General features: G+C 45.1%; 24 protein-coding genes. 17 read left to right on the forward strand and 7 right to left on the reverse strand.

Features of this window, described 5'->3' with window-relative positions:
• Positions 1 to 57: 57 nt before the first annotated feature.
• Both QUB56_RS24645 and QUB56_RS24650 read right to left on the reverse strand, forming a co-directional pair.
• Positions 58 to 3,057, reverse strand: coding sequence for a WD40 repeat domain-containing protein (locus QUB56_RS24645; protein WP_332958793.1), 3,000 nt, complete (start codon positions 3,055 to 3,057; stop codon positions 58 to 60).
• Positions 3,058 to 3,086: 29 nt separating this feature from the next.
• Positions 3,087 to 3,458, reverse strand: coding sequence for a hypothetical protein (locus tag QUB56_RS24650; RefSeq protein ID WP_332958794.1), 372 nt, complete (start codon positions 3,456 to 3,458; stop codon positions 3,087 to 3,089).
• A gap of 391 nt (positions 3,459 to 3,849) precedes the next feature.
• Here QUB56_RS24650 and QUB56_RS24655 point away from each other — a divergent pair, with 391 nt between their 5' ends.
• Together QUB56_RS24655 and QUB56_RS24660 are read left to right on the forward strand one after the other, a co-directional pair.
• Positions 3,850 to 4,443, forward strand: coding sequence for an L-threonylcarbamoyladenylate synthase (locus QUB56_RS24655; protein ID WP_332958847.1), 594 nt, complete (start codon positions 3,850 to 3,852; stop codon positions 4,441 to 4,443).
• 25 nt (positions 4,444 to 4,468) lie between these two features.
• On the forward strand, positions 4,469 to 5,404 hold the full coding sequence (locus tag QUB56_RS24660) for a HAMP domain-containing sensor histidine kinase (RefSeq protein WP_332958795.1): 936 nt from the start codon (positions 4,469 to 4,471) through the stop codon (positions 5,402 to 5,404).
• A gap of 212 nt (positions 5,405 to 5,616) precedes the next feature.
• Here QUB56_RS24660 and QUB56_RS24665 read toward each other — a convergent pair whose 3' ends face one another.
• Together QUB56_RS24665 and hemB are read right to left on the reverse strand one after the other, a co-directional pair.
• Positions 5,617 to 6,105 carry a GNAT family N-acetyltransferase gene (locus tag QUB56_RS24665; protein WP_332958796.1) on the reverse strand — a complete coding sequence of 163 codons (489 nt, stop codon included), beginning with the start codon at positions 6,103 to 6,105 and terminating at the stop codon, positions 5,617 to 5,619.
• Positions 6,106 to 6,788: 683 nt separating this feature from the next.
• Positions 6,789 to 7,772, reverse strand: coding sequence for a porphobilinogen synthase (gene hemB, locus QUB56_RS24670; protein WP_332958797.1), 984 nt, complete (start codon positions 7,770 to 7,772; stop codon positions 6,789 to 6,791).
• Positions 7,773 to 8,076: 304 nt separating this feature from the next.
• On the opposite strand from hemB, the gene QUB56_RS24675 reads away from it, so the two are divergent.
• Both QUB56_RS24675 and QUB56_RS24680 read left to right on the forward strand, forming a co-directional pair.
• Complete coding sequence (locus QUB56_RS24675; RefSeq protein WP_332958798.1) at positions 8,077 to 9,060, forward strand: DUF1517 domain-containing protein; 984 nt, start codon at positions 8,077 to 8,079, stop codon at positions 9,058 to 9,060.
• A gap of 338 nt (positions 9,061 to 9,398) precedes the next feature.
• The gene (locus QUB56_RS24680; protein ID WP_332958799.1) at positions 9,399 to 9,953 is read left to right on the forward strand and encodes a cyclic nucleotide-binding domain-containing protein; all 555 of its coding nucleotides are present in this window, start codon (positions 9,399 to 9,401) and stop codon (positions 9,951 to 9,953) included.
• 221 nt (positions 9,954 to 10,174) lie between these two features.
• Here the strand turns inward: QUB56_RS24680 and QUB56_RS24685 are convergent, their stop codons facing one another.
• Entirely contained in the window at positions 10,175 to 10,621 is a 447-nt protein-coding gene (locus QUB56_RS24685) for a hypothetical protein (RefSeq protein ID WP_332958800.1), read from the reverse strand.
• A gap of 439 nt (positions 10,622 to 11,060) precedes the next feature.
• Positions 11,061 to 11,831: a hypothetical protein gene (locus QUB56_RS24690; protein WP_332958801.1), complete on the reverse strand. Its 771-nt coding sequence runs from the start codon at positions 11,829 to 11,831 to the stop codon at positions 11,061 to 11,063.
• Between the two features lie 957 nt (positions 11,832 to 12,788).
• On the opposite strand from QUB56_RS24690, the gene QUB56_RS24695 reads away from it, so the two are divergent.
• The 10 genes from QUB56_RS24695 (at position 12,789) to QUB56_RS24740 (ending at position 20,516) form a co-directional block, all read left to right on the forward strand.
• Positions 12,789 to 13,487, forward strand: a complete 699-nt coding sequence (locus QUB56_RS24695) for a class I SAM-dependent methyltransferase (RefSeq protein ID WP_332958802.1) — start codon at positions 12,789 to 12,791, stop codon at positions 13,485 to 13,487.
• Between the two features lie 188 nt (positions 13,488 to 13,675).
• On the forward strand, positions 13,676 to 14,308 hold the full coding sequence (locus QUB56_RS24700; protein ID WP_332958803.1) for a 7-carboxy-7-deazaguanine synthase QueE: 633 nt from the start codon (positions 13,676 to 13,678) through the stop codon (positions 14,306 to 14,308).
• A gap of 122 nt (positions 14,309 to 14,430) precedes the next feature.
• Entirely contained in the window at positions 14,431 to 14,874 is a 444-nt protein-coding gene (locus QUB56_RS24705) for a retroviral-like aspartic protease family protein (RefSeq protein WP_332958848.1), read from the forward strand.
• A gap of 73 nt (positions 14,875 to 14,947) precedes the next feature.
• Positions 14,948 to 17,908, forward strand: coding sequence for an excinuclease ABC subunit UvrA (gene uvrA / locus QUB56_RS24710; protein ID WP_332958804.1), 2,961 nt, complete (start codon positions 14,948 to 14,950; stop codon positions 17,906 to 17,908).
• Positions 17,909 to 17,975: 67 nt separating this feature from the next.
• Positions 17,976 to 18,077 (forward strand): LuxR C-terminal-related transcriptional regulator, encoded by a 102-nt coding sequence (locus tag QUB56_RS24715; protein ID WP_332958805.1) that lies wholly within the window; start codon positions 17,976 to 17,978, stop codon positions 18,075 to 18,077.
• Positions 18,078 to 18,257: 180 nt separating this feature from the next.
• Positions 18,258 to 19,106, forward strand: coding sequence for a hypothetical protein (locus tag QUB56_RS24720; RefSeq protein ID WP_332958806.1), 849 nt, complete (start codon positions 18,258 to 18,260; stop codon positions 19,104 to 19,106).
• 73 nt (positions 19,107 to 19,179) lie between these two features.
• Positions 19,180 to 19,545, forward strand: a complete 366-nt coding sequence (locus tag QUB56_RS24725; RefSeq protein WP_332958808.1) for a hypothetical protein — start codon at positions 19,180 to 19,182, stop codon at positions 19,543 to 19,545.
• Between the two features lie 38 nt (positions 19,546 to 19,583).
• On the forward strand, positions 19,584 to 19,808 hold the full coding sequence (locus QUB56_RS24730) for a DUF433 domain-containing protein (RefSeq protein ID WP_332958809.1): 225 nt from the start codon (positions 19,584 to 19,586) through the stop codon (positions 19,806 to 19,808).
• On the forward strand, positions 19,792 to 20,118 hold the full coding sequence (locus QUB56_RS24735; RefSeq protein ID WP_332958810.1) for a DUF5615 family PIN-like protein: 327 nt from the start codon (positions 19,792 to 19,794) through the stop codon (positions 20,116 to 20,118). Before QUB56_RS24730 ends, QUB56_RS24735 begins: the two co-directional genes overlap by 17 nt.
• Before the next feature lie 20 nt (positions 20,119 to 20,138).
• Positions 20,139 to 20,516, forward strand: a complete 378-nt coding sequence (locus QUB56_RS24740) for a transcriptional regulator (RefSeq protein WP_332958812.1) — start codon at positions 20,139 to 20,141, stop codon at positions 20,514 to 20,516.
• A gap of 91 nt (positions 20,517 to 20,607) precedes the next feature.
• On the opposite strand, the gene QUB56_RS24745 is transcribed toward QUB56_RS24740, so the two are convergent.
• Positions 20,608 to 21,102: a GAF domain-containing protein gene (locus QUB56_RS24745; protein ID WP_332958814.1), complete on the reverse strand. Its 495-nt coding sequence runs from the start codon at positions 21,100 to 21,102 to the stop codon at positions 20,608 to 20,610.
• Between QUB56_RS24745 and QUB56_RS24750 the strand changes: the two genes are divergently transcribed.
• Genes QUB56_RS24750 through QUB56_RS24760 form a run of 3 tightly spaced genes read left to right on the forward strand, consistent with a single transcriptional unit; the run spans position 21,101 to position 22,354 of the window.
• Entirely contained in the window at positions 21,101 to 21,262 is a 162-nt protein-coding gene (locus QUB56_RS24750) for a hypothetical protein (RefSeq protein WP_332958815.1), read from the forward strand. The two genes, QUB56_RS24745 and QUB56_RS24750, sit on opposite strands and share 2 nt — an antisense overlap.
• Before the next feature lie 4 nt (positions 21,263 to 21,266).
• Positions 21,267 to 21,467 carry a hypothetical protein gene (locus QUB56_RS24755; RefSeq protein ID WP_332958816.1) on the forward strand — a complete coding sequence of 67 codons (201 nt, stop codon included), beginning with the start codon at positions 21,267 to 21,269 and terminating at the stop codon, positions 21,465 to 21,467.
• 14 nt (positions 21,468 to 21,481) lie between these two features.
• Complete coding sequence (locus tag QUB56_RS24760; RefSeq protein ID WP_332958818.1) at positions 21,482 to 22,354, forward strand: alpha/beta hydrolase; 873 nt, start codon at positions 21,482 to 21,484, stop codon at positions 22,352 to 22,354.
• Positions 22,355 to 22,676 lie beyond the last annotated feature (322 nt).

Consider the following 22,676-nt stretch of genomic DNA (forward strand, 5'->3'; position numbering starts at 1 on the left):
ATTCCTTATTCAACACTCACAACATAATACCATTATTGTTTATAATTGCTTATAAACTCAATGAAGTTTTACAATACCATCACATAGATGTCTGTCACTCTCGCTGACATTTGCGCTGGAGTTGTGCAAATAAACCCGCACCTTGTCGCAACCGCGCACCAGTAAATCTTCAAAATTCACATCCCATAAAATCACTGTATTGTCTCCACTGCCAGAAGCCAAAGTTTTACCATCGGGGCTGAAACTGACACTATTAACCCAACTGCTATGCCCCTGGAGAGTGCGGATTTCCTGGTCAGTGGTGATATCCCAGAGTTTGATGGTATTGTTTCTACTGCCAAAAGCCAAGGTTTTACCATCGGGGCTGAAACTGACACTAATAACCGAATTGCTATGCCCCTGGAGGGTGCGGATTTCCTTGCCAGTGGTGATATCCCAGAGTTTGATGGTCTTGTCAACACTGCCAGAAGCTAAGGTTTTACCATCGGGGCTGAAACTGACACTATTAACCAAATCGCTATGCCCCAGGAGAGTGGGGATTTCCTTGCCAGTGGTGATATCCCAGAGTTTGATGGTCTTGTCCTCACTGCCAGAAGCCAAGGTTTTACCATCGGGGCTGAAACTGACACTATTAACGAAATTGCTATGCCCCTGGAGAGTGCGGATTTCCTTACCAGTGGTGATATCCCAGAGTTTGATGGTCTTGTCATCACTGCCAGAAGCCAAGGTTTTACCATCGGGGCTGAAACTGACACTATTAACCGAATTGCTATGCCCCTGGAGAGTGCGGATTTCCTTGCCAGTGGTGATATCCCAGAGTTTGATGGTCTTGTCATCACTGTCAGAAGCCAAGGTTTTACCATCGGGGCTGAAACTGACACTATTAACCGAACTGCTATGCCCCTGGAGAGTGCGGATTTCCTTGCCAGTGGTGATATCCCAGAGTTTGATGGTCTTGTCATAACTGCCAGAAGCCAAGGTTTTACCATCGGGGCTGAAACTGACACCCCTAACCGAATTGCTATGCCCCTGGAGAGTGCGGATTTCCTTGCCAGTGGTGATATCCCAGAGTTTGATGGTGTTGTCAACACTGCCAGAAGCCAACGTTTTACCATCGGGGCTGAAACTGACACTATTAACCGAACTGCTATGCCCCTGGAGAGTGCGGATTTCCTTGCCAGTGGTGATATCCCAGAGTTTGATGGTCTTGTCATAACTGCCAGAAGCCAAGGTTTTACCATCGGGGCTGAAACTGACACTCGAAACCAAATTGCTATGGGTTTCCAAGCGGTTACGTTCTCTTACCTCTGAAACTACCTGTTGTAATGTACCTAGCAACTCTATTGAGGGTTCAGCTTTGAGACGTTGGACTAATAGTTTTGCCCGTAAACTTTCCATCACGGCATCCAACTCTTTCCCTTGGCTAAAAAATAGCTTAGCAGAGCCAGCCATGACGTCACTTCTTGTGATTTCTACTTGTCGCCATTGCCAGCCGGCGAACCCTGATAAACTTAAAGCAACGATAAAGGCAGCGCTCGATCCGAAAGTAATCCACTGTCTGAGGCGTTTCTCTTGTTGTTTTTGCCGTTCTCGAAGTATTACACTGTTCTGAATAAAATCTCGCTCTCCTGAACTCAGTTCATCTGAGCGCTTTTGTAACCAACTTTCCGCCACTACCAATGGCACACCTCGTAACAACGCCCCCTCATCTTGTTGTGCCTCTTGCCATTGTTGCATAGCCGCCCGTAAACGCTCTTGCCAAGAGCGAAAATCTCGGTCTGCTGACATCCATTCTCGCAGTTGACCCCAATTTTTAATCAGCGCTTCATGGACAACTTCCACTGTATCAATACTTGCAGAATTACGGCTTGTCACCACTAACCGAGCATCGGCAAGTTGTTTTACTAACGACCAACTTTGCTCGCCCAATTCTGCTTTCAATGCCATTCGCCGGGTATCTTCTGCACCCTCACCCGGACGCACTAATTGAATAAAAATCCGTTGTACCTGCTTTTGCTGAGAGAGATTCAATTGTTTATATTGAGCGTTAGCATAAGTCGTTAAAGCGCCTTGCACCTCGCCAAGTTCCTCATAGGCAGTATGAGTTAACTCTTTTCCTTTACGTCGTTCCCACAGCTCCGTTAAAGCAAACTCTAACAATGGTAAATTTCCCGGTTCATTTTCGACATCATCAAGGATACGTTCCACTAATCCATCGGCAAATTTTACTCCTAATTTATCAGCAGGTTTTTCGATCACCTGTGAGAGTTCCTCACGATTCATTGCTCCTAATTTAATATCAGCATTTTGCAATAAATCGGCAAAAGGACGATAGGAAAGAGCATTTCCCAAAAAGTCCGCCCGCATTGTTGTTAACAAGACCGCCGATGATAACTGGGAATTAGGAGCAGCAAAACTAGCTAATAAAATATCGAGGAAACTGCGGCGAATTTTCTCATCACTACAGAGAGTATATAACTCTTCAAATTGATCGGCAATTAATAAGACGCGATCGTTAGGATGATGTTGTTTGATTTGAGAAAAAATATCAGATATAGGAATTGTATCACCTCGCAAGTAATCCGCTAACTTACGAGCTTGAGCAATCCGATCTGTGGCATCAATTTCTGGCGTATAAAGGGGAACCAGCGCTAAAGCTAAAGCATGAAAAGGGTCATTTCCAGGACGAAAATGAGTAAATTTCCAATTACCTTTTTGTTGTAGCTTGGGTACAATTCCCGCAAATACTACAGAAGATTTACCACTGCCCGATGCACCTAAAACGGGAATAAAGTTACGGTTTTGAGTTGCCTGAAGGAGTTCTGTTACAAAGACTTCACGACCAAAAAAAAACTCTGCATCATCGGGGCCAAAGTGAAATAAGCCCCGATAAGGACAGGGGAGAATTTCATCAGAATCCTTAGCCGAATCAGGAGGTCTAATTTTCGCTTCTTGACTGTAGTAAAAGTAGTTGTAGATAGTATTTTTTTCACCGACTACAAGACCTTTTACTTCCTCTGCAAACCTGGGATTGTATTTAGGTGTGTCCGGCTCCATTAAACCCTCTAGTGGCTGTTAATTCTATTTTAGCTAAATGTATTTTCTTGTGTGTTCCCGTCACCGATCTGAGCACCCTTGACCTCACCCTGAAACTCTGTTTTAAACTTACTTGCTGCTGCGGGCTCTTCAGGTTCTATCTGTTTCAATAATTCTTCAGCTAATTTAACCATCTGAGGATCGTTGTAAATCTTGGCATTTTCAATTTCTTCTTGTAGAATAGCTTTACGGCCTTCGGAGTCGGGTTTTTTTTCTAATTGCTCAACTGCATTTACTACATCACTTTCATCACCAAATTTGTTTTTTAATGCTTTTTTGAGAGCTTCGTAACCATCTTTGATCACATCTTTAGCCATAGGAATAGCCAGAGCAGTCACAAATGCTGTAGTAATTGGATCCATATTTTCTTTCTCTCCGCTAATTTTATGATAGAGCTGATTTTTTACCAAAGATAACTTTTTTATGCTTATTATATTAATGTACAGTTTCTCAGAAGTTTTATAAGTTGTAATAAAAAGTTACATTTAAAGAGAGAGACTTTCAAATGGGAATCTTTTAAAATTTTTATTGAAGCCATAAATTTATTAGTAATCTATCCCGTGCCATCCCTCTATCCTGTGCCAGAATCGACTTTTATTATACCCAAGCTTGCATTCAGCGGTGAAGGGCAATTGTGGGATTTCCGAGAATTGCTGCACCACAATATCGGTAAACGCCGCTACAATTATTTAAATAAAACGCAGACCAAATTCTTCAATCTAAAATCTAAAATCTAAAATCTAAAATCGAATGATGGCTCAAGTTTCGATCGACTCCTTGATTCAAGGGGCAATTTCAGGAGATTATATTGTCAGTTTTCCCACTGATACCGTACCAGCTTTGGCTGTCAGGCCCGATCGCTCGGAGTTGATTTTTGCAGCTAAACGCCGCAGTCAAGACAAACCGCTGATTTTGATGGCAGCATCGGCCGAGGCTTTGTGGCCTTACGTGCAGGGGAACCCAGTAGAGTTAAACTTGTGGCAGCAAGTGGCAGCATCCTATTGGCCGGGGGCGTTAACTTTGGTGCTGCCGGCTTCGCCAAAAGTCCCGGCGGCGATGAATCCGATCGACCCGAGTACAATAGGGCTACGAGTCCCCAACCATCCCCTTGCCCTAAAGATTCTAGAGCAGACAGGCCCTTTGGCTACCACGAGTGCCAATTTATCCGGCCAACCGCCTCTGGAGTCGGTGGCAGAAATTGAGGCTCAGTTTCCGGAAGTCTTGACATTAGTTGCTTCGGAATTAGCAACAGGGACAACAGCTTCGAGTTTGCCTTCCACTGTGGCTAAATGGACTGGCAGCGAGTGGAAAATATTGCGACAGGGCGCGATCGAGTTAGAATGCTAAAAGCTAAACTCCAAGGCAAAGCAATATGGCGCCGATCGGCTGGAGCGACTTTATATATTTAGGTATGGGACTGGGACTGGGTGTGGGAGGCAGTTGGATTTGGCGCCTGCTGCAAAAAAGCTCGCAACAGCCCGAACCCGAGCCCGCAGTGCAGCCAACTCCTCAAGAAATTCACTTAGAGAAGTTTGATGCCCTTTGCGAGCAACTTAAGCAAACTCAATTGGCTTATCAGATGGCATCGGAGATGAGCCAATTTAAGGCGGGTTTTTTGGCTCGAACTTCTCACGAGTTGCGATCGCCGCTGAGCACTATGATTGGTACGCTGCAATTAATTCTCTCGGATTTGTGCGACGATCCTGCTGAGGAACGAGAGTTTGTCGAGCAAGCTCACGTCGCGGCACTCAAGCTGGTGAAATTGATAGATGAAATTATCTCTGTTGCTAAAACTGAACATGGCACTGAAAGGATGGATATTGAGCCGATTCAGTTAGCTAAGGTTTTTGAAGAAGTTGATGATTTAACTTACTTGCAAGCTGCTAACCGGGGCATTCGTTTGGAGATATTGCCGCCAGATCCCGAGATTTATGTATTGGCAGATTTGCCGAGGTTTAGGCAAGTTTTAGTCAATTTGGTAGATACTGCTGTTGCTCAGATGGAGGAGGGCAGTATTTCTGTTTCTGCCCATTCTTCGCCGGCATCTGGATATGTTCACATTTGGGTGGACGATCAGCGTTCAGTTAGTGCTTGGAGCGAGTCTTGGGATTTGCTGAAGCACGATTTGGAGTGTGATGCTACTAAAAGCAGCGATAATTCTTTGGTGTCTTCTGGAATGAAGTTATTGATGAATCAGACTCTTTTAAGTTTGATGAGCGGAAAGCTAGAGGTTCTGGCTGTGCCTTCTGACTCCGAAGAGTGCAATTTTAACCGGACTCAGTGTTCTATTCCTTTGGCAAATTCGTGAAGAAGGAAGTTCGGCAACGAGCAGTGTACGGGGGGATGTAACGGATTTAACGGATTTAACAGAAGTCGGGAACAGGGCAACGGATTTAACAGAGTTAACGGAGATCGGCAAGAGGTTGGAGAGAATATGAAAGATGGAAATTCTTTACAGGGAGTAAGGTGCGCAATGCGCACCCTACATATTATAGATTTCGGTGCAAGTTTTGTGCTTATTTAACAATTAGCAGTTAGCAATTCGCTCTTGCTAATTTCTAATTCGACAATCTCTTCTAGAACCTGATTTTCAAGTACCATTGTGGTGCTAGCGTTTTTCTGAAAACCGATGCGCTCGTAGAAGCTTTGTTTGTAAGTTGTCATCAGGTAAACTCGCTCAACTCGGCACATTCGAGGGTGACTCAAGACGGTTTGCACTAATTGGCGGCCGAGTCCTGCACCTTGATAATCCGGGTGAATGGCGACATCCCAGATGGTGGCTCGATAGATGCCGTCTGAGGTGGCTCTGGCAAAGCCGATCGCCCGTGAGCCGTCCCAAACTGTAACAACTGGTTCGCTGTTGCCGATCGCAATTTCCCAATCTTCTATCTTGCGTTCCCTCGCCCAAAAGGCGGTTGCTTTAAATAGTTCTTGGATCTGTACGATGTCTGCGCGATCGCGACCTATACAAAATTGAATGTGACTGGAATCTCTAGTCGTTGATTTCATGATCTATCTGCCTTCAAGTTGTATCTAAAGTGTGTTACTTTTACTGTCTAACTGGGTATAGTTGATTTTGCTTGGGAACAATCAATGATTTAATTCCCCATTTACAAAACTATTTTTATTCACACATATTTTTTAACTAAATTCGGTGATTATTAATACTTTTTGGCTATTTTTTGTAAAAAAGTCTTTGACTCAGAATTCCTAACTGATAACTCATACCATTTGAGATTTGAGATTGGAAATTTGAGATGGGGAATGACTAATTTTGTATGGGTTTGGAGTAGGGGGGGTTTTACCAACCATATCTAACGAATACCAACAATCTAGATCGACGAGCCCCCCACCTACAGAGAAACGGGGTTTTTTCATACCAATACTTCGTTACAGCCCACCGAAACGGTAAAAACCCGGTTTCGAGACATCGTTTATCAGTAAGCCAGAATTTGTAGGGTGCGTCATGCCTCAAGAATTATCTATCGACAGAGGTATCGATCGCAAATCGGTTAGCATCGGAATAGTAAATTCGAGTTGACGGTTGACGGTTGACGGTTGACGCCGTGAACAGTCAACCGTCAACCGTCAACATGATTCTGGTGTAACCGTCCATGATATGACTCCACGAGAACAGCCGAAGATTGTGCTGTGGAGTCAATTCTCTAATCTCTAATCTCTAATCGAGTGTATCAGTTTTGCAGCCAGCGGGCGGCGTCTTTGGCGTGATAAGTCAAAATCAAATCAGTACCAGCACGCTTGAATCCTGTCAAGGTTTCCATCACCACTCTTTCTTCGTCTATCCAACCGTTGAGGGCGGCGGCTTTCACCATCGCATATTCTCCAGAAACGTTGTAAGCAGCAACTGGCAGGTTAGTTGCTTCCTTCACGCGCCAGATGATGTCCATGTAAGCTAAAGCGGGTTTAACCATGAGCATATCTGCGCCTTCGGCAATGTCGAGAGCAATTTCTTTAAGAGCTTCGCGGCCGTTTCCCGGATCCATTTGATAGGTGCGCCGATCGCCAAATTGTGGAGCAGAATCGGCCGCATCTCGGAACGGGCCATAATAAGCTGAGGCGTATTTTGCCGCGTAAGACATGATGGGAATATCTTCAAATCCAGCGGAGTCCAATCCTTGGCGAATTGCTCCGACAAAACCGTCCATCATTCCCGAAGGTGCGATAATATCGGCACCGGCTTTAGCTTGAGCAACGGCGGTTTTCTTGAGCAATTCTAGTGTCGGATCGTTCAATACGCGGCCGCTTAAATCTCCGACTTCCAAATAGCCGCAGTGACCGTGACTGGTATATTCGCACAGACAAGTATCGACGATGACGATTAAATCGGGTACGGCTTTTTTAACTGCTTCCGTCGCTTGTTGGACGATGCCGCAGTCGTGCCAAGCACCTGTAGCATCTGTGTCTTTATCTGCGGGAATGCCGAATAAAATAATCGCGGGAATGCCAAGGTCGTAGACTTCTTTTGCTTCTTCTACTATTTTGTCTACCGATAGCTGGTAGACTCCGGGCATCGATGTGACTTCTTTAGCAAAAGCTTCCCCCGGTACGGCAAATAAGGGGTAAATTAAATCGCTGGTTGTCAAGATATTTTCGCGTACCATCCGGCGGAGTTGGGGATGGTTGCGGAGGCGGCGGGGACGGTGAGTTGGAAACATAATGTTTTTTTTACGGTAGATAAAGCCCTGTTTTCTAGGACTCGCGGCGTTTCTTTAAAAGTCTAGAGCTTATTGTTGGCCGATCGCCCTGTACTTACGTAAACTTCTGTAAAACCCGCGATGTCGATTATTCTTCGTCAGGAATGCAAGTTTTTTCGGGCCTTTCCCGTTGCCAGACTGAGCCGGTGCCGGTGTTTGCAGGATCGGTTGGTACGGATATCTCGCTGGCTTCACACCTGCAACCAGCCTGCCCAGAAGCGAGAATAAACTGTAAATTATAAATGTATCGAATAGTAACGGTCTTATGTACAAGCAACTACTTTCAAAGATCAAACCGCTTTTGAAATCACTATTCGCGATCGGTCTGGTACTGACGCTCGCCCTCGGTAACGCTGACGGAGCTCTGGCGGCCCGCAGCGGAGGACGCATCGGCGGCGGATCTTTTAGAGCTCCGGCGCGCAGTTACTCATCGCCGAGCCGCACTTACGCGCCCTCGGGAGGGGGTTACTACCCGGGCGGCGGCTTTGGCGGCGGTTTCGGTTTCCCGTTCTTGCTGCCGTTTTTTGGCTTTGGGGGCGGGTTTGGCGGCCTGTTCTCGATTTTGATTTTTATCTCTATCGCTAATTTCCTCGTCCAAAGCTTCCGCCGCGCCGGGGGCACAACTGACGAACTCGGCAACAGCGTCCCCACTACCACTGTATCTGTCGCCCGCTTGCAAGTCGGTTTGCTAGCAGAGGCCCGCGGTTTGCAAGCCGAACTCGACTCCCTAGCGCTAAAAGCGGATACCGATACCGCTACGGGTCGCGCTCAAGTCCTGCAAGAATCTACTCTGGCGCTGCTGCGGCATCCTGAATACTGGGCTTACGCGGGCGCTGAATCTGTCCAAACTCGCTTGGAAGCAGCCGAAGCTAAGTTTAATCAATTTTCTTTGGCAGAACGCAGCAAATTTACTGAAGAAACGCTGTCGAATTATAACAACCAGCTCCGACAAGCAGGGAGCAGCAATATCCTGCCAGGTTTGCAGGAAAAAGGTGGGCTGGTTGCTTCTGATTTGAATTCAGAGCCCGGGGAATATATTGTGGTGACGGTGATTGTCGGTACTCAAGGCAAATTGCAATTGCCAGCCGTGAAAAATTCTGAAGATTTGCGCCAAGCTTTGCGCCAGATTGGGGGAGTATCAAGCGAGCAGTTGCTGGCGGTTGAGGTGCTGTGGACTCCTCAAGCGAACGGGGACACTCTGACTGCTGACGATATGTTGGCCGGCTATCCTGATTTGCGATCGATTTAGTAGTAAGCAAGACTGGGCGCGGAGTATTGTCTGCCGCGCCCGAGCCCGCAGCAAAGCTGTGCGGGCGAACCCAATTGCTTTTGAGACGGGTCTGAAGCTGGATTTTGTGTAGGCTCCTCGACTTAAAAAAGATTGTTTAACAAATGCTAGTATTGAAAGATTATGATTCAGTTTGATTTATCTTCTGCGATTAGCAAGACCTGCCCGAGAAACGTTTGGCGAAGAAGTTAGGCAGAAGAAAAAAAACTGTATTAAGCGAGGAGTGACTGCTTCGGAAGAAGTTGCGACCGCGTGTACTCTAAATTTTATACAAAAAAGAAGCATCGGGAGCTAAACTTATGGCCGACAGCAGCAGAAAAAAAGCCCTTTTCATTTTGAGCGAGTTAAATAACGACGATATCGACTGGATCGTCCAAAAAGGCAAAAAGGAAGTTCTAGATCCGGGCGCGATTTTGATCCATGAAGGGAGACAGATCGATGCGCTATACATTGTTTTGGATGGGAGTTTAAGCGTTTTGATCGAGGCTGAGCAGACTAAAGAACTTGCTAAAATAGCCAGCGGAGAACTTGTCGGAGAAGTTTCTTTCATTGATAGTCGTCCTCCTTTGGCAACGGTGAAGGCGATCGAAGAAACTCACTTGCTGTCAATTCCCAGGCGGCAGTTAGTAATCAAACTTCAACAGGATATGGGCTTTGCTTCCCGGTTTTATTATGGAATTTCACTGTGTCTGGCAGACAGGATGCGCGGTACGATCAGACTTATAGAATACGGTCGCAATATAGAATTAGATCAACCAGAATTTGAACGGGAAGATACCAATCCTCACGTCATGGAAAATTTGGCGCTAGCTGAGGCTAAGTTTAATTGGCTGAGGGAAAATGTTAAGGCTTGAGTAATGTTAAGGCGTTTTTGAGTGGGGTGTCAAAAGTGGCCAATACATACGGTAATTTATTATCGATGTCAACTCTCAAGTCTCAAAACAGAAGTCGAAAGCAAAAAAGGGGCTGGTTTTACCGCAAATATCGATCGATAACTGCCGGAACTATAAAAACCCCCCCCTTTGCTTTACAGTTGCAACCTCGCGCGCCCAAATGCAACTACCAACCACACAATCTAGATAATTCCCGGCCCTTTGCCGCGGGTGTCTGCATCCATTGTCAGTTTTCCTTCCTCGCCTTTTTTATCTTTGACTTCTGCGAGAATTCGAGCGCGTTCTTGGGCTTCGGCTTCCTCTTTGGCTCTCAAATCGCCCGGTTCGTTGATGTACATTTCCGGTTCGATCGCGTAATTGTTAACCAGACCTTCTTTGTCTACTGTATAACCATCTGTAGTGTGAATGCTTTCGTCATCGGTTTGGTCATCAGTTTTTGCACTTTTCTGCTTCGCTTCGGTGGTTGTGTGCATGAAGTTGGAGCCTTCGCGTTCTTGCCGCGCTGCTGTCTCCGCAGGAGTAATGCCCCTGTCGTAGTGGGGGGCTTCCATCTTAGCTTCGATTTGTTCGTCTGCCGGTGTTGCTTTGCTAATTTCTTTTTCGGGCGGTATTGGTTGGCGATTAGTCATGATTTTTTCCTGAGTTATCTTTACAAAAAGATGTTTGGCTTATGTTTAAATATTAAGCCTAAGCTAGCTCATTCACAAACTATCTTTGGTTATAGTTTTCGAGAACTTGCTGTTATAGCAGATGTTGAAGGAAGAAGGTAGAAGGAAAAAGGTTTTATTTATCTAGGAGAGAAGGAAGAAGCAATCTTCTGCAAGGGTTTCAGCAATTAAGAACGTCCTAACCGTCAGGGCGGTTGCTATATGAAAAATACATTTATTGAGTCTTCCTCAAGACTGATAAAATTCTCTATTCATTGAATAGTTCACAGTCGGCGAGGATTTGACATCTATCTAAAGATAGGTAATAGAGAATGGGAAATAGAGAATTGGTAATTGGCAGAATGACTAATGACTAATGACTAATCACTAATCACTAATCACTAATCACTAATGACTTCTTTTATGCTTCTTTATAGAAGCGGATGATTTCGCGGACGTGGTTGAGAAATTGTCCGTCCTCGGTGAGTTGGCCGATCGCACTTTCTGCATCTCTTGCCAGTTTAGTGTGTTCTGCCTGATTTGTCGATCGCAAGGATTGTAGAGATGCGGCTAAATTAGTTAATTCTATTTTGGTGGCCCGTTGCTCCCGCTCTTGGACAGCAGCCCAAGAATTCGGATCGTCTGAATCTAATTGAGCCGTCAAATTTCTAACTGTAGATTCTAACTCTGCAAAGCGGCTGCGGAGTTCGACAATATCTTCGCGGGGGTGCAAAAATTGGCTGCGGATAGTTGTCAGCCGCTGGGCTAAATACTGATAACCTCGGATAGCTGGACGCAGTACAGTTAACAGCAGTGCAGCACCGGAACTGAGATAGCCAACAGCACTAATTCCGGTGGCTGCTAGGGCGTAAAGTGCGATCGCGCTAAACAGGTGAAGTGCGATCGCCACAAAGAGCGATCGGCTCGCTAATACAGTAACGTATTTGAGTTGTTCCCGATCGACAGCAATGTTTTTTTTTGTAGATTCTGCGGCTTGCGCTAAAACTTCTTTAGCTTCAAAATGGATATTCCAGGGAACTGTAACTATCAGCAACAGCCATTCAAAAATAGCAATGGCAATTACCCAATCAATAAAACTGCCTGCCGAGACGTGCAGCCATTGCAGAATGGCAAAAACTAGCAGCAAAAATATGCCTGTGCACGCACCGAAACCTGCAAAAGTGTAATACATAGCGATTGCCTTGGTGGAATGTTGTTTTGATTGTGGGTAGGTTGTTTAGGTATGGAGGAATAAGCTGTGACAGTTAAGTAATCGTCCTATTGCTCCCGGTTCATTAGTTATGAGTAATAGTGCGGGGCAAGGGTTGATAGAAACCTATTTTTTCCCCACAAATACTTGCTCTACCTCAATCGTGGGATGTTGTTTTAATTATGGGTAGGTTGTTTAGATGTGGAGGAATAAGCTGTGACAGTTAAGTAATCGTCCTATTAAACCCTGGTTATTAGTAATTAGAAATACTCCGGGACACCAGGGTTTCTAGAACCCTGGTTTGTTTCAGGAAAATACACCGACTTTAACCCATCAATAAGAGTTAAATGAAACAGTTTGTTTTTTGGGAGTGCGTAAGCCCTCAATAATTAGGCATTGGGGATTAAGGATAGCGAGACGAAAAAAGTTTACAATGTAAGAGAATCTAAACGAATCACCACCTCTGCGATTGCTTCATTTCACTCGCTTTTGACTACTAAGGTTTGGCGCAGTTCATCTACTAAGCGATCGGGATCAAGTCACTTTCTCCCCAATTCATACCATTTGAGATTGGAGATTTGAGATTTAAGATGGGAATGGCTGATTATGTATGGGTTTGCAGCTTGTCTACAGTTGCATTATTTTTGAGAAGTGGTATCGCTCAGGGGGTTACGCATGGGGACGAACCCAGCAATCTTAAAACGATCCCCTCTATCGATTTTTCTTTTCCAGAGCTGCTAAATCACCTGTGGCTGAGATAAACTGATTTGGAAGTAGATCGGGCGTTTTGCAACTTGCCTCTCTGTAACCGAGACACTGCTACTGCAACCTGTCATCAGCCACAGCAAAATAGGTGCCAAAATTAACTCTACATTCTCCGATTTCCATTAACGGCGCGTCTACCATCTAAAATCAAAAGTCAGCAACAAGGACAAACCGATGGCGAACTCAACTCTTGGCCTAGAAAATCAACTTTACGATTATCTGTTATCTATTTCTCTGCGGGAACCCGATATTCTCGCTTCACTACGGGAAGAAACTGCTAACCATCCTATGGCCCAGATGCAGATAGCTCCCGAACAAGGTCAGTTTATGGAACTGCTGGTGCAGCTTATGGGAGCGAGAAAAACCATAGAAATAGGGGTTTTTACTGGTTATAGCTCGCTGTGCGTAGCTTTAGCGCTGCCTCCTAACGGTCAAATTATTGCTTGCGATGTCAGCGAGGAATATACTGCGATCGCGCGACGCTATTGGGAAGCGGCGGGTGTCGCAAACAAGATTTCTTTGCAGTTGGGCCCAGCAATAAATACTCTCGACAAACTAATAGCCGAGGGACAAGCAGGAACCTTTGATTTTGCCTTCATCGACGCCGATAAAGAAAATTATGAGGCTTATTTTGAGCGATCGCTGCAACTTGTACGCAATGGCGGTTTAATTGTAATTGACAATGTTCTCTGGTCTGGACGAGTTGCTGACCCTGAAGTACAAGACGTAAGTACCACCGCCCTCCGTAGTTTCAACGACAAATTGCGCAAGGATCCCAGAGTTACTCTCAGTGTTGTCCCCATTGGTGACGGGCTGACTTTGGCATTGAAACGTCGCTGGGCTACTCTGATGGAACCTGAACAGCATAGTTAAAGAGTTGTTTGCGGTTTGCGGTTCATTTTTAAATTGCCACAAACTGCTAATTATTTAAGAATATACAAGTCAGTTTTATATATATAGTAAGGTGCGTTATCCGCACCTTAGAAATTCAAAAGTATAGAGTAAGGTGCGGATAACGCACCCTACAGAATGATGTATTTTTTAGTTAATCAGAGGCGCAAATGCTCGGTTCAAATTTGCAGGTAAAATTACCGATTCACGAGACTTTTCAGTGTACTGTTCAAGGCGAAGGTTACTGGACGGGGACTTTAGTTGATTTTATCAGATTGGCAGGTTGCCCTGTGCGGTGTCCTTGGTGCGACACGGGTTACGCAAATGGGGGCAAAGGTTTGCCCTCTGTGCCCGAGTCGATCGCACAGTTGCTCGCTCAATTGCAGTCTCCGAGGGTTGTCATTACTGGTGGCGAACCTTTCATTCACCGGGATTTGCCGGAGTTAGTTGAAGCTTTGTTACAAGCTGACAAGCAGGTGAGTATTGAAACTTCGGGCGCTTGCTGGCAGGATGTTTCTCCCCAGGCTTGGATTACTCTTTCTCCTAAGGAACACGTTAATCCTAAATATCCGGTGCAAGAGCGTTTCTGGACTAGAGCTAATGAAATTAAGTTGGTGGTTAGCACTGGCGAAGAAGTTGATTTTTACTACAATAATTTGCAAAAAAATGTTAAAACTCAGGTTTTTTTGCAACCGGAATGGAACTCGAAAGAATCAGCAATTCCAATTATATTAGAAATCCTAAAAAAGAATCCTAGTTACAGGTTATCTTTGCAAACACACAAGTTTATTGGCGTGCAATAATTTGATTTTTTTGACACAGATAGCAGCTGAGGGGCGGAGCGAAGCAAAGAAAGTACATCGCCCTACTATTCGTATAAGTATGTGCTAAAATTAAAGCAGTAATTTATTGTATTATGAAAGTTATGCAAGCAGCTACTGAAAATCAAATGGGAAAAGTTATCGCAACCCTAGTAATTACGAATCGGATCGATGAAGCTAAAGCAGAAGATGGTGTGATCCCAATCGAGCAAGTGAGGTCTGTTACTCTAGAAAATGTTTTGGTGGATACGGGCGCGACTACTTTGTGTTTGCCTAAAGATGTCATCGCCAGACTGGGTTTGAAAATCCTCAAGCAAGTGGTGGTGGAAACAGCCACAGGCATTAGTGAGGCGAGGATTTTTCAAGATGCCAAGATTTCTCTGTGCGGGCGCGAAGGGACTTTTGAGTGTTTGGAATTGCCAGAGGGGAAAACGCCACTTTTAGGCGTGATTCCGATGGAAGCGCTGGGAATTGAAGTGGATTTGAAGCATCAAAGTTTGAAGGTTTTGCCCGACGGGCCGACGGAAACTTATTTGACAATTCTTTGATATTCTTGAGTTTGGATGCCAGCAATTCGATCGGCAGCGCTAAGATGGTTAAGCACTGTTTTGCACTACTCTCATGTCCCAACGCGCCGAAACCTCAAACAGCCAGCCAAGTGCATCCCGCAACGGGCATAATGTGACGAATGCTCACTCTAATAACCAAAATACGATTCGGGTTCGCGGTGCCAGACAGCACAACCTGAAAAATATCGATCTGGAACTGCCGCGCGATCGACTGATCGTTTTTACTGGCGTCTCGGGTTCTGGTAAGTCTTCCCTCGCTTTCGATACAATTTTTGCCGAGGGACAGCGCCGCTACGTCGAGTCTCTCAGCGCCTACGCGCGCCAGTTTTTGGGACAGTTGGACAAACCGGATGTGGACGCGATTGAAGGCTTGAGTCCGGCTATTTCGATCGACCAAAAGTCAACTTCTCACAACCCGCGATCGACTGTTGGCACTGTTACAGAAATTTACGATTATCTCAGATTGCTCTACGGCAGAGCCGGCGAACCGCACTGTCCGATTTGCGATCGCTGCATCGCGCCGCAGACAATTGATGAAATGTGCGATCGAGTCATGGCACTTCCAGACGGCACTCGCTTTCACCTTCTGGCACCAGTTGTGCGCGGAAAAAAAGGCACTCACCGCAAATTATTGTCGAGTTTAGCTGCGGAAGGATTTATTCGCGTCAAAGTTAACGGAGAAATTTTAGAACTTTCGGAAAATATCGAATTAGATAAAAATCTAACGCACAATATCGAGATAGTTGTCGATCGGTTAATTAAAAAACCCGGTTTAGAAGAACGTTTAGTGGATTCTCTGGCAACTTGTTTGCGCCATTCAGAGGGAATTGCGATCGTTGAAGAGTTACCGACTGATGAAAATTCCGAACCGCAGGGGCCGATCGTATTTTCCGAAAACTTTGCTTGTCCCGAACACGGGGCGGTAATGGAGGAACTTTCACCCAGGTTATTTTCTTTTAATTCGCCTTACGGCGCGTGTCCGAACTGCCACGGTTTGGGGAGTTTGCGGACTTTTGCGCCGGAGTTGGTAGTTCCCGACGAGAAAGCGCCTCTTTATTGTGCGATCGCACCTTGGTCTGACAAAGACAATTCTTATTATCTTTCTTTGCTTTTCAGTATTGCTGAGACTTGCGGGTTTGATATCGACACTCCTTGGTATCGATTAAGGCCCGAACACCAGCGGGTAATTTTGTACGGCCATGAGTCCAAGCCCACCACAGAAAGTAAAAAGCGCGACGGCACCACTGATTTGAGGAGAGATTTTAATGGCGTGATTGCCATGTTGCAGCGCCAGTACGACGATACTGGTTCTGATTTGATCAAGCAGAAGTTAGAACAGTATCGGGTCGATCGCTTTTGCGAGGTTTGTCACGGCAAACGCTTGAAAACAGAGGCGCTTTCGGTGCGGTTGGGACAGTACGGAATTGTGGATTTAACGAGTATTTCGATTCGCGAATGCCGCGAACGAGTAAATAATTTAGGATTGAGCGATCGGCAATTCCAAATATCCGACTTAGCCCTGAGAGAAATCAAAGCAAGGCTGCAATTTTTGCTCGATGTCGGATTAGATTACCTGACTTTAGACCGCGCCGCAATGACGCTTTCTGGCGGAGAAGCCCAGCGAATTCGGCTAGCGACTCAAATCGGTTCGGGTTTGACGGGGGTACTCTACGTTTTGGACGAACCCAGCATCGGACTGCACCAAAGAGACAACTTTCGCCTGCTGCAAACCTTAACAAAATTGCGCGATTTAGGCAATACTTTGATTGTCGTAGAACACGATGAAGAAACCATGCGGGCGGCCGACCACATTGTCGATATCGGGCCCGGTGCCGGCGTTCACGGTGGCAAAATTATCTCGCAAGGAAGTTTAGAAAATTTGCTAACTGCCGAGGAATCTTTGACCGGGGCTTATTTGTCGGGAAAGCGAGTAATTGAAACGCCTAATGAAAGGAGAAAAGGCAACGGCAAAGCTCTCTCAATCATAAATGCGACGCGCAACAATTTAAAAAATATCGATGTCGAAATTCCCCTGGGAAAACTCGTCTGCGTCACAGGCGTTTCCGGTTCAGGAAAATCAACTTTAATCAATGAATTGCTGTACCCCTCGCTGCAACACTATCTCACCAAAAAAGTGCCTTTACCGCCCGATATGGACGCCCTCAAAACTAAAGGCGAACGCTCTCTAGATGATGTGGTTGATAAGGTAATTGTCATCGACCAATCTCCCATCGGCCGCACTCCGCGTTCTAATCCCGCTACTTACACGGGAGTCTTTGATGTGATTCGCGATTTGTTTGCCGAAAGCATTGAAGCGAAGGCCAGAGGTTACAAAGCGGGGCAGTTTTCTTTTAACGTCAAAGGGGGAAGGTGCGAAGCTTGCGGCGGCCAAGGCGTGAACGTGATTTCGATGAATTTTCTGCCGGATGTTTACGTGCAGTGTGAGGTTTGCAAGGGTGCACGGTACAACCGGGAAACGCTGCAAGTTAAGTACAAAGGCAAGTCGATTTCTGATGTTTTAAACATGACCGTAGAGGAATCTTTGGAGATGTTTAAAAATATTCCCAGGGCGGGAACCAGACTGCAAACCTTGGTAGATGTCGGTTTGGGTTACATTCAGTTGGGACAGCCAGCGCCGACGCTTTCTGGGGGCGAAGCGCAGCGGGTAAAACTGGCAACGGAACTGTCGCGCCGCGCTACTGGGAAGACGCTTTATTTAATCGATGAACCGACGACTGGTTTGTCGTTTTATGATGTTCACCATTTGTTAAATGTGCTGCAAAGATTGGTGGATAAGGGTAATTCAATTTTGGTAATCGAACACAATTTAGATGTGATTCGCTGCTGCGATTGGGCGATCGATTTGGGGCCAGAAGGGGGAGATAAGGGCGGCGAAATTATTGTGGCGGGGACGCCGGAGGATGTGGCGGCAAATCAGAGGTCTTATACTGGGAAGTATTTGCAAGCCGTTTTGCAGCAGCATCCTTTGGGGGAGGCGGTAGCTGTTAGTTAATAGTAAATTATGGCGTGGGATTCCTGTAAGTGAGTGCCACGCCTTTAGTTGAAGTTATCGCTCTAAGTTGAGTAAGCGCGATTGGGAGGTATTAACACTGGTTGGTGAAGGCAAAAATAATCAGGAAATTGCTGAGATATTGTATCTAACTGAGGGAACGGTTGATTGATTGAACATGGAGAAGGTGATATGGTGATGGCAAGACTTTGTTTTTACGTTACTTAGCACGTTTAGTGATTGACATCAGTGAGATTAATCACATATAAGCAATGATTTATACTATATCCATTTCTACCGGAAGTTAGTATAATTGATTGGTTACTAAAATTAAAAATACTATTCCGGTAGTATGAGCTATCTAAGAAAAATTTCAGTAAAACTTTTTCATCACTTTAAATACAAGCTGTCTAATACTCAAAAGGGTATATGCCTAATTTTAGCTGCATCATTAATTGTTAAAATTGGTGAATTAGTTTTCAAATTAATAGTTGAAAACCAATATACGTTTGGTTTTATTATAGGCATTATCATCCTTGCAATTGGTATTTATCTATACTTCAAGCGACAAGGAGGTGTTAAAGATAATCAGAAATCATACGATTTGGAAGATAAAAATAATTCAACTATAAATCATGACATCAACACAGGTGGCGGAAACTATAATGGAGTAATTGGAGGTAATTACATACAAGGCGATTATTGTATAAACATACAAGACAAGCGTGTAGACCTGAGCCAAGATATTACTTCCATTCTTGATGATTTTCGAGTTATTCTAACTAAAATGCAAAATCAAGGATATAGTACAGAGCAAGCAGTAACTCAAATGGCTCAAGAGTTAGCCGAAGAGACTCGAAAGAAGCCCTACGTTAAAGGTAAATTTCATATTGATGAAAATGCTGATAACAATGAAGTTTTTGAAGATTTTTTTAGAGTATTAAATCTTCTAAAAAAGCATCCATTAAATCAAAAAATGCCAATGTATAAAATTCATTTAGGTAATGAGGAATCCGAAAATTATGGGGAAGAAATTAATTATAAAGGACATACAATTTATTTGGAATCAGACAAAGATTATAAGTGGCATTACAAGATAGATGGTATTATGTATGATAACACTGGTGAAAGTCCTATCAAAGACTGGGCAATCGATGAAGCGAAAGGGAAGATAGACGAAGAAAGATTTAGGAATTGGTAGATAGAAGTGTGCGGCTGTAGCTCACTAAGCAATCACGTTTCAAATTGTAATGACAACTTAAGGAGATATCAAGATGAGTAACAATGAAAATTGGACTGTTAACACAGGTGGCGGTACTTTCAACAGACATATTCAAGGTAGTTACATTCAGGGAAATTACTACGCCGCAGGAAAGCCTCAAAGCTTAGTAGAAGCAGCAAGCGAAATTCAAGCATTAATCAAACAGCTAGAAACAAGTTATCCTAGCGATACACCAGAAAGAGATAAGGTAGTGGCCAAGGAAGTGGTTAAACACCTCGAAAGTAACCCAACACTGAAACAAAAAGTTATAAAGGCTGGTACAGACGCTACTCTAGCAGCGCTAGAAAAAGCTATCGATAATCCGGTTGGGGCGTTTATTACTGAAGGAATCAAAAGCTGGAATGAATTTAGGTTATAATCTTTGTAAAGATTGGTAGCCAGCCTGGTGAATTTGTTATGGCATTAACATCTCGTGTTGTTCATAGCGACTCCGATATTCTAGGAGGAACTCCTGTGTTTGTTGGAACGCGCGTTCCAGTGAAAACTCTGCTTGATTATCTAGAAGCTGGTGATTCATTGGATGTGTTTTTAGACCATTTTCCTAGTGTCAGTCATGCACAGGCGATCGCAGCCCTTGAATTAGCAAAGGAAATGCTGACAGCCTATGCGAATCCTGCTTGATGAATGTGCCCCAAGACCTCTAAAGCGCGAACTTCTTGACTACGAGATACGCACAGTCGTAGAGATGGGATGGTCAGGGAAAAAGAACGGCGAACTGCTCAGGCTCATGAGTCAAGAGGGCTTCACGATTTTACTTACCACCGATCAAAATTTGCGCTATCAGCAAAACTTACAGCAAGCTGGAGTGGCCGTCGTTGTGCTAGTCGCATCCAGCAATAGGCTCCCCGATTTACTGCCCCTGATCCCAGATGCTCGTAACGTACTGAAGACCATTGCTCCGGGGCAAGTGATTGAAGTTGGAGATTCCTGAAATGGGACACAAATTGATATATGGAAATTCGTCCAATTAGAACCCAAACTGACTATCAGGAAGCCCTTCGAGAGGTTGTGTTGCTGTTTAATGCCGCTCCTAATAAACCTGAGTCCGATCGCCTAGATGTGCTCAGTACCCTCGTAGAAGCTTACGAGAAGGCGCATTTTCCGATCGAAATCCCCGATCCAATTGCAGACATTCAATACTACATGGATGCCCGCGGATGGTCTGGTAGCGATTTGGAACAATGTATTGGCAGTCGAGCTAAGGTGTCTGAGATATTATCTCGCAAACGCTCCTTGACTTTGGAAATGATTCGGAAGCTGAATCAAGAGTTAGGAATTCCCGCTGAGATTCTCATCCAGCCCTATCAGTCAATACAAACCCCCGCCTAACAAGAGAACACTATATTTTGGTTGGTTGGTAATTTTCCATCGCACAGACAATTCACCCCAACTGTCACAAAGCGGGATTTTGGATGAAATATTAACTATCTTGAATTGCGCGAGACATTGCCATATTTTGTGCTTGTTGCTGCATGAATTCAATGTCCGATCGCAACCAAGTGCGGGGCCCGCTGCATTGATGAGCAATTAACAGCCCCCACAGTCCTTTGTTTGTTAAAATTGGCACGACTAAGTTGGCGCGAACTTTCAGGCTACGCAGAAAATCTCGGTGGCATGGGTTAATTGGTTCTACTTCAATATCTGCAATTGCTCTAACTCTGCCCGCTTCGTACAAAGCAGCGTAGTCGCCGTTAAAACACTCATCTGGCCCCGTTGAACCCAAGATTGAGAGTTCGATCGCACTCAACATCTCGTAAGTCACTCGACCTTGCCACTGCTTGTAAAAATGATAAAGCACCGCGCGATCGCTCTGCAAAATTTCTCGAATGTCGTAGAGGGACGTTTCAATTAATACGTCGCGCTTGAGACGATCTGTCAAGCGGTTAACAATGTTTTGCAGGCGATCGCCAGACATGGTATTAACTCCTTTAATTGCTGGTACACTCGCCAGCTTTGAATTATTTAACTTGCACCCTCACAACACCTCAAATTTTTGCGAATCGGGATTCACGATCGCTCGAAAGTCAGTGATTTTTCGCTTAGCAGTTGTCTGGATGCCAGCAACATTATACTAATATTTTGACTGAGATAGCAATCTTTTCGGGAAACGGGCGAGCGGCTTTTTTTTTACGCACCCCTTTCGCGAAGAACCAGCGGCGGGACGCCTGTTCCACAAAGGAAGAGAAAAGGAAGAGTTTACAAGGGCTGGGAGAATTGCTAGATATGCCTAAAGTTGGTTCCTCTCAAAGAGAGGAACTGCTAGAATTTCTCGAAAGCTAGAGGAAGCATCAAATATGTCTGTGCTAGAAGCTGCTTGGAAACACGAATTTATCGCTACAAACGGCATCAAACTGCACTATGTCACTCAAGGTTCTGGGCCGCTGATGCTGATGCTGCACGGATTTCCTGAATTTTGGTATTCTTGGCGGCATCAAATCCCGGAATTTGCATCAGATTATAAAGTTGTCGCTGTGGATCTCAGGGGTTACAACGACAGCGACAAACCTCAGGATAAATCTGCTTACGTGATGGCAGAGTTTGTGCAAGATGTCAAGGGAATTATTCAGGGTTTGGGATACGAAAGTTGCGTCTTAGTTGGTCACGACTGGGGAGGCGCGATCGCCTGGAGTTTTGCTTATGCTTATCCCCAAATGGTGGATAAATTAATTGTGATGAATCTACCACATCCGGCCAAGTTTGCTGAAGGGCTACGCACTCCGCAACAATTGCTGAGAAGTTGGTACATCTTGTTGTTTCAGTTGCCAGTTTTGCCGGAGTTGTTAATTCAGTTGGGCGACTATCAGGCAATTGCTGCTGCTTTTGAAGGTATGGCAGTTGACAAAAACACCTTTACCCCCTCAGATATCGAAGCTTACAAAGATGCGGCTGCCAAACGGGGCGCTCTGACTGCTACTATCAATTATTACCGGAATATAGCTGGCGGATTTCTCGATCGCCAGAATTGGAGCGTGCTGCAAGTTCCGACGCTGATGATTTGGGGAGAAAATGATACCGCCCTCGGCAAAGAGTTAACCTATGGAACCGCAGATTACGTGCGGGATTTTCAGATTCACTACATTCCCAATTGCAGCCACTGGGTGCAGCAGGAACAGCCGCAGTTAGTGAATCGGTACATGAGAGATTTTTTGGCAAGCAAAGCTGTTTGAGCTGATATTTGGCACTTTTTTCGGCTGGCGCAGGGTTCTCCCCCGGGAGGGCTTTTAGTAATTTCAGTCTGGGACGTACTCCGCAGGCCCCCAAGAGTCAATCCAGGTGCGATCGATCCTGGGTGAAAGTGTGGGGTTGTCTTTTTTGACCAATTGCATCGCGCGATCGATTTCTTGCTGCTAGGTGAGGCGTTATTCTCGCCCGTTGACGACAACGCTGCGCCAGTGTTGGAAATCGCGGACTTCTTCCAGTAACGCGGCTGATGGCTAGGCTCGAAGAGGAGGGATTTATCGATCGATCGCATCCTCAATACATTGTTTT

This window comes from Microcoleus sp. AR_TQ3_B6 (genome assembly GCF_036702785.1).
Classification (GTDB): domain Bacteria; phylum Cyanobacteriota; class Cyanobacteriia; order Cyanobacteriales; family Microcoleaceae; genus Microcoleus.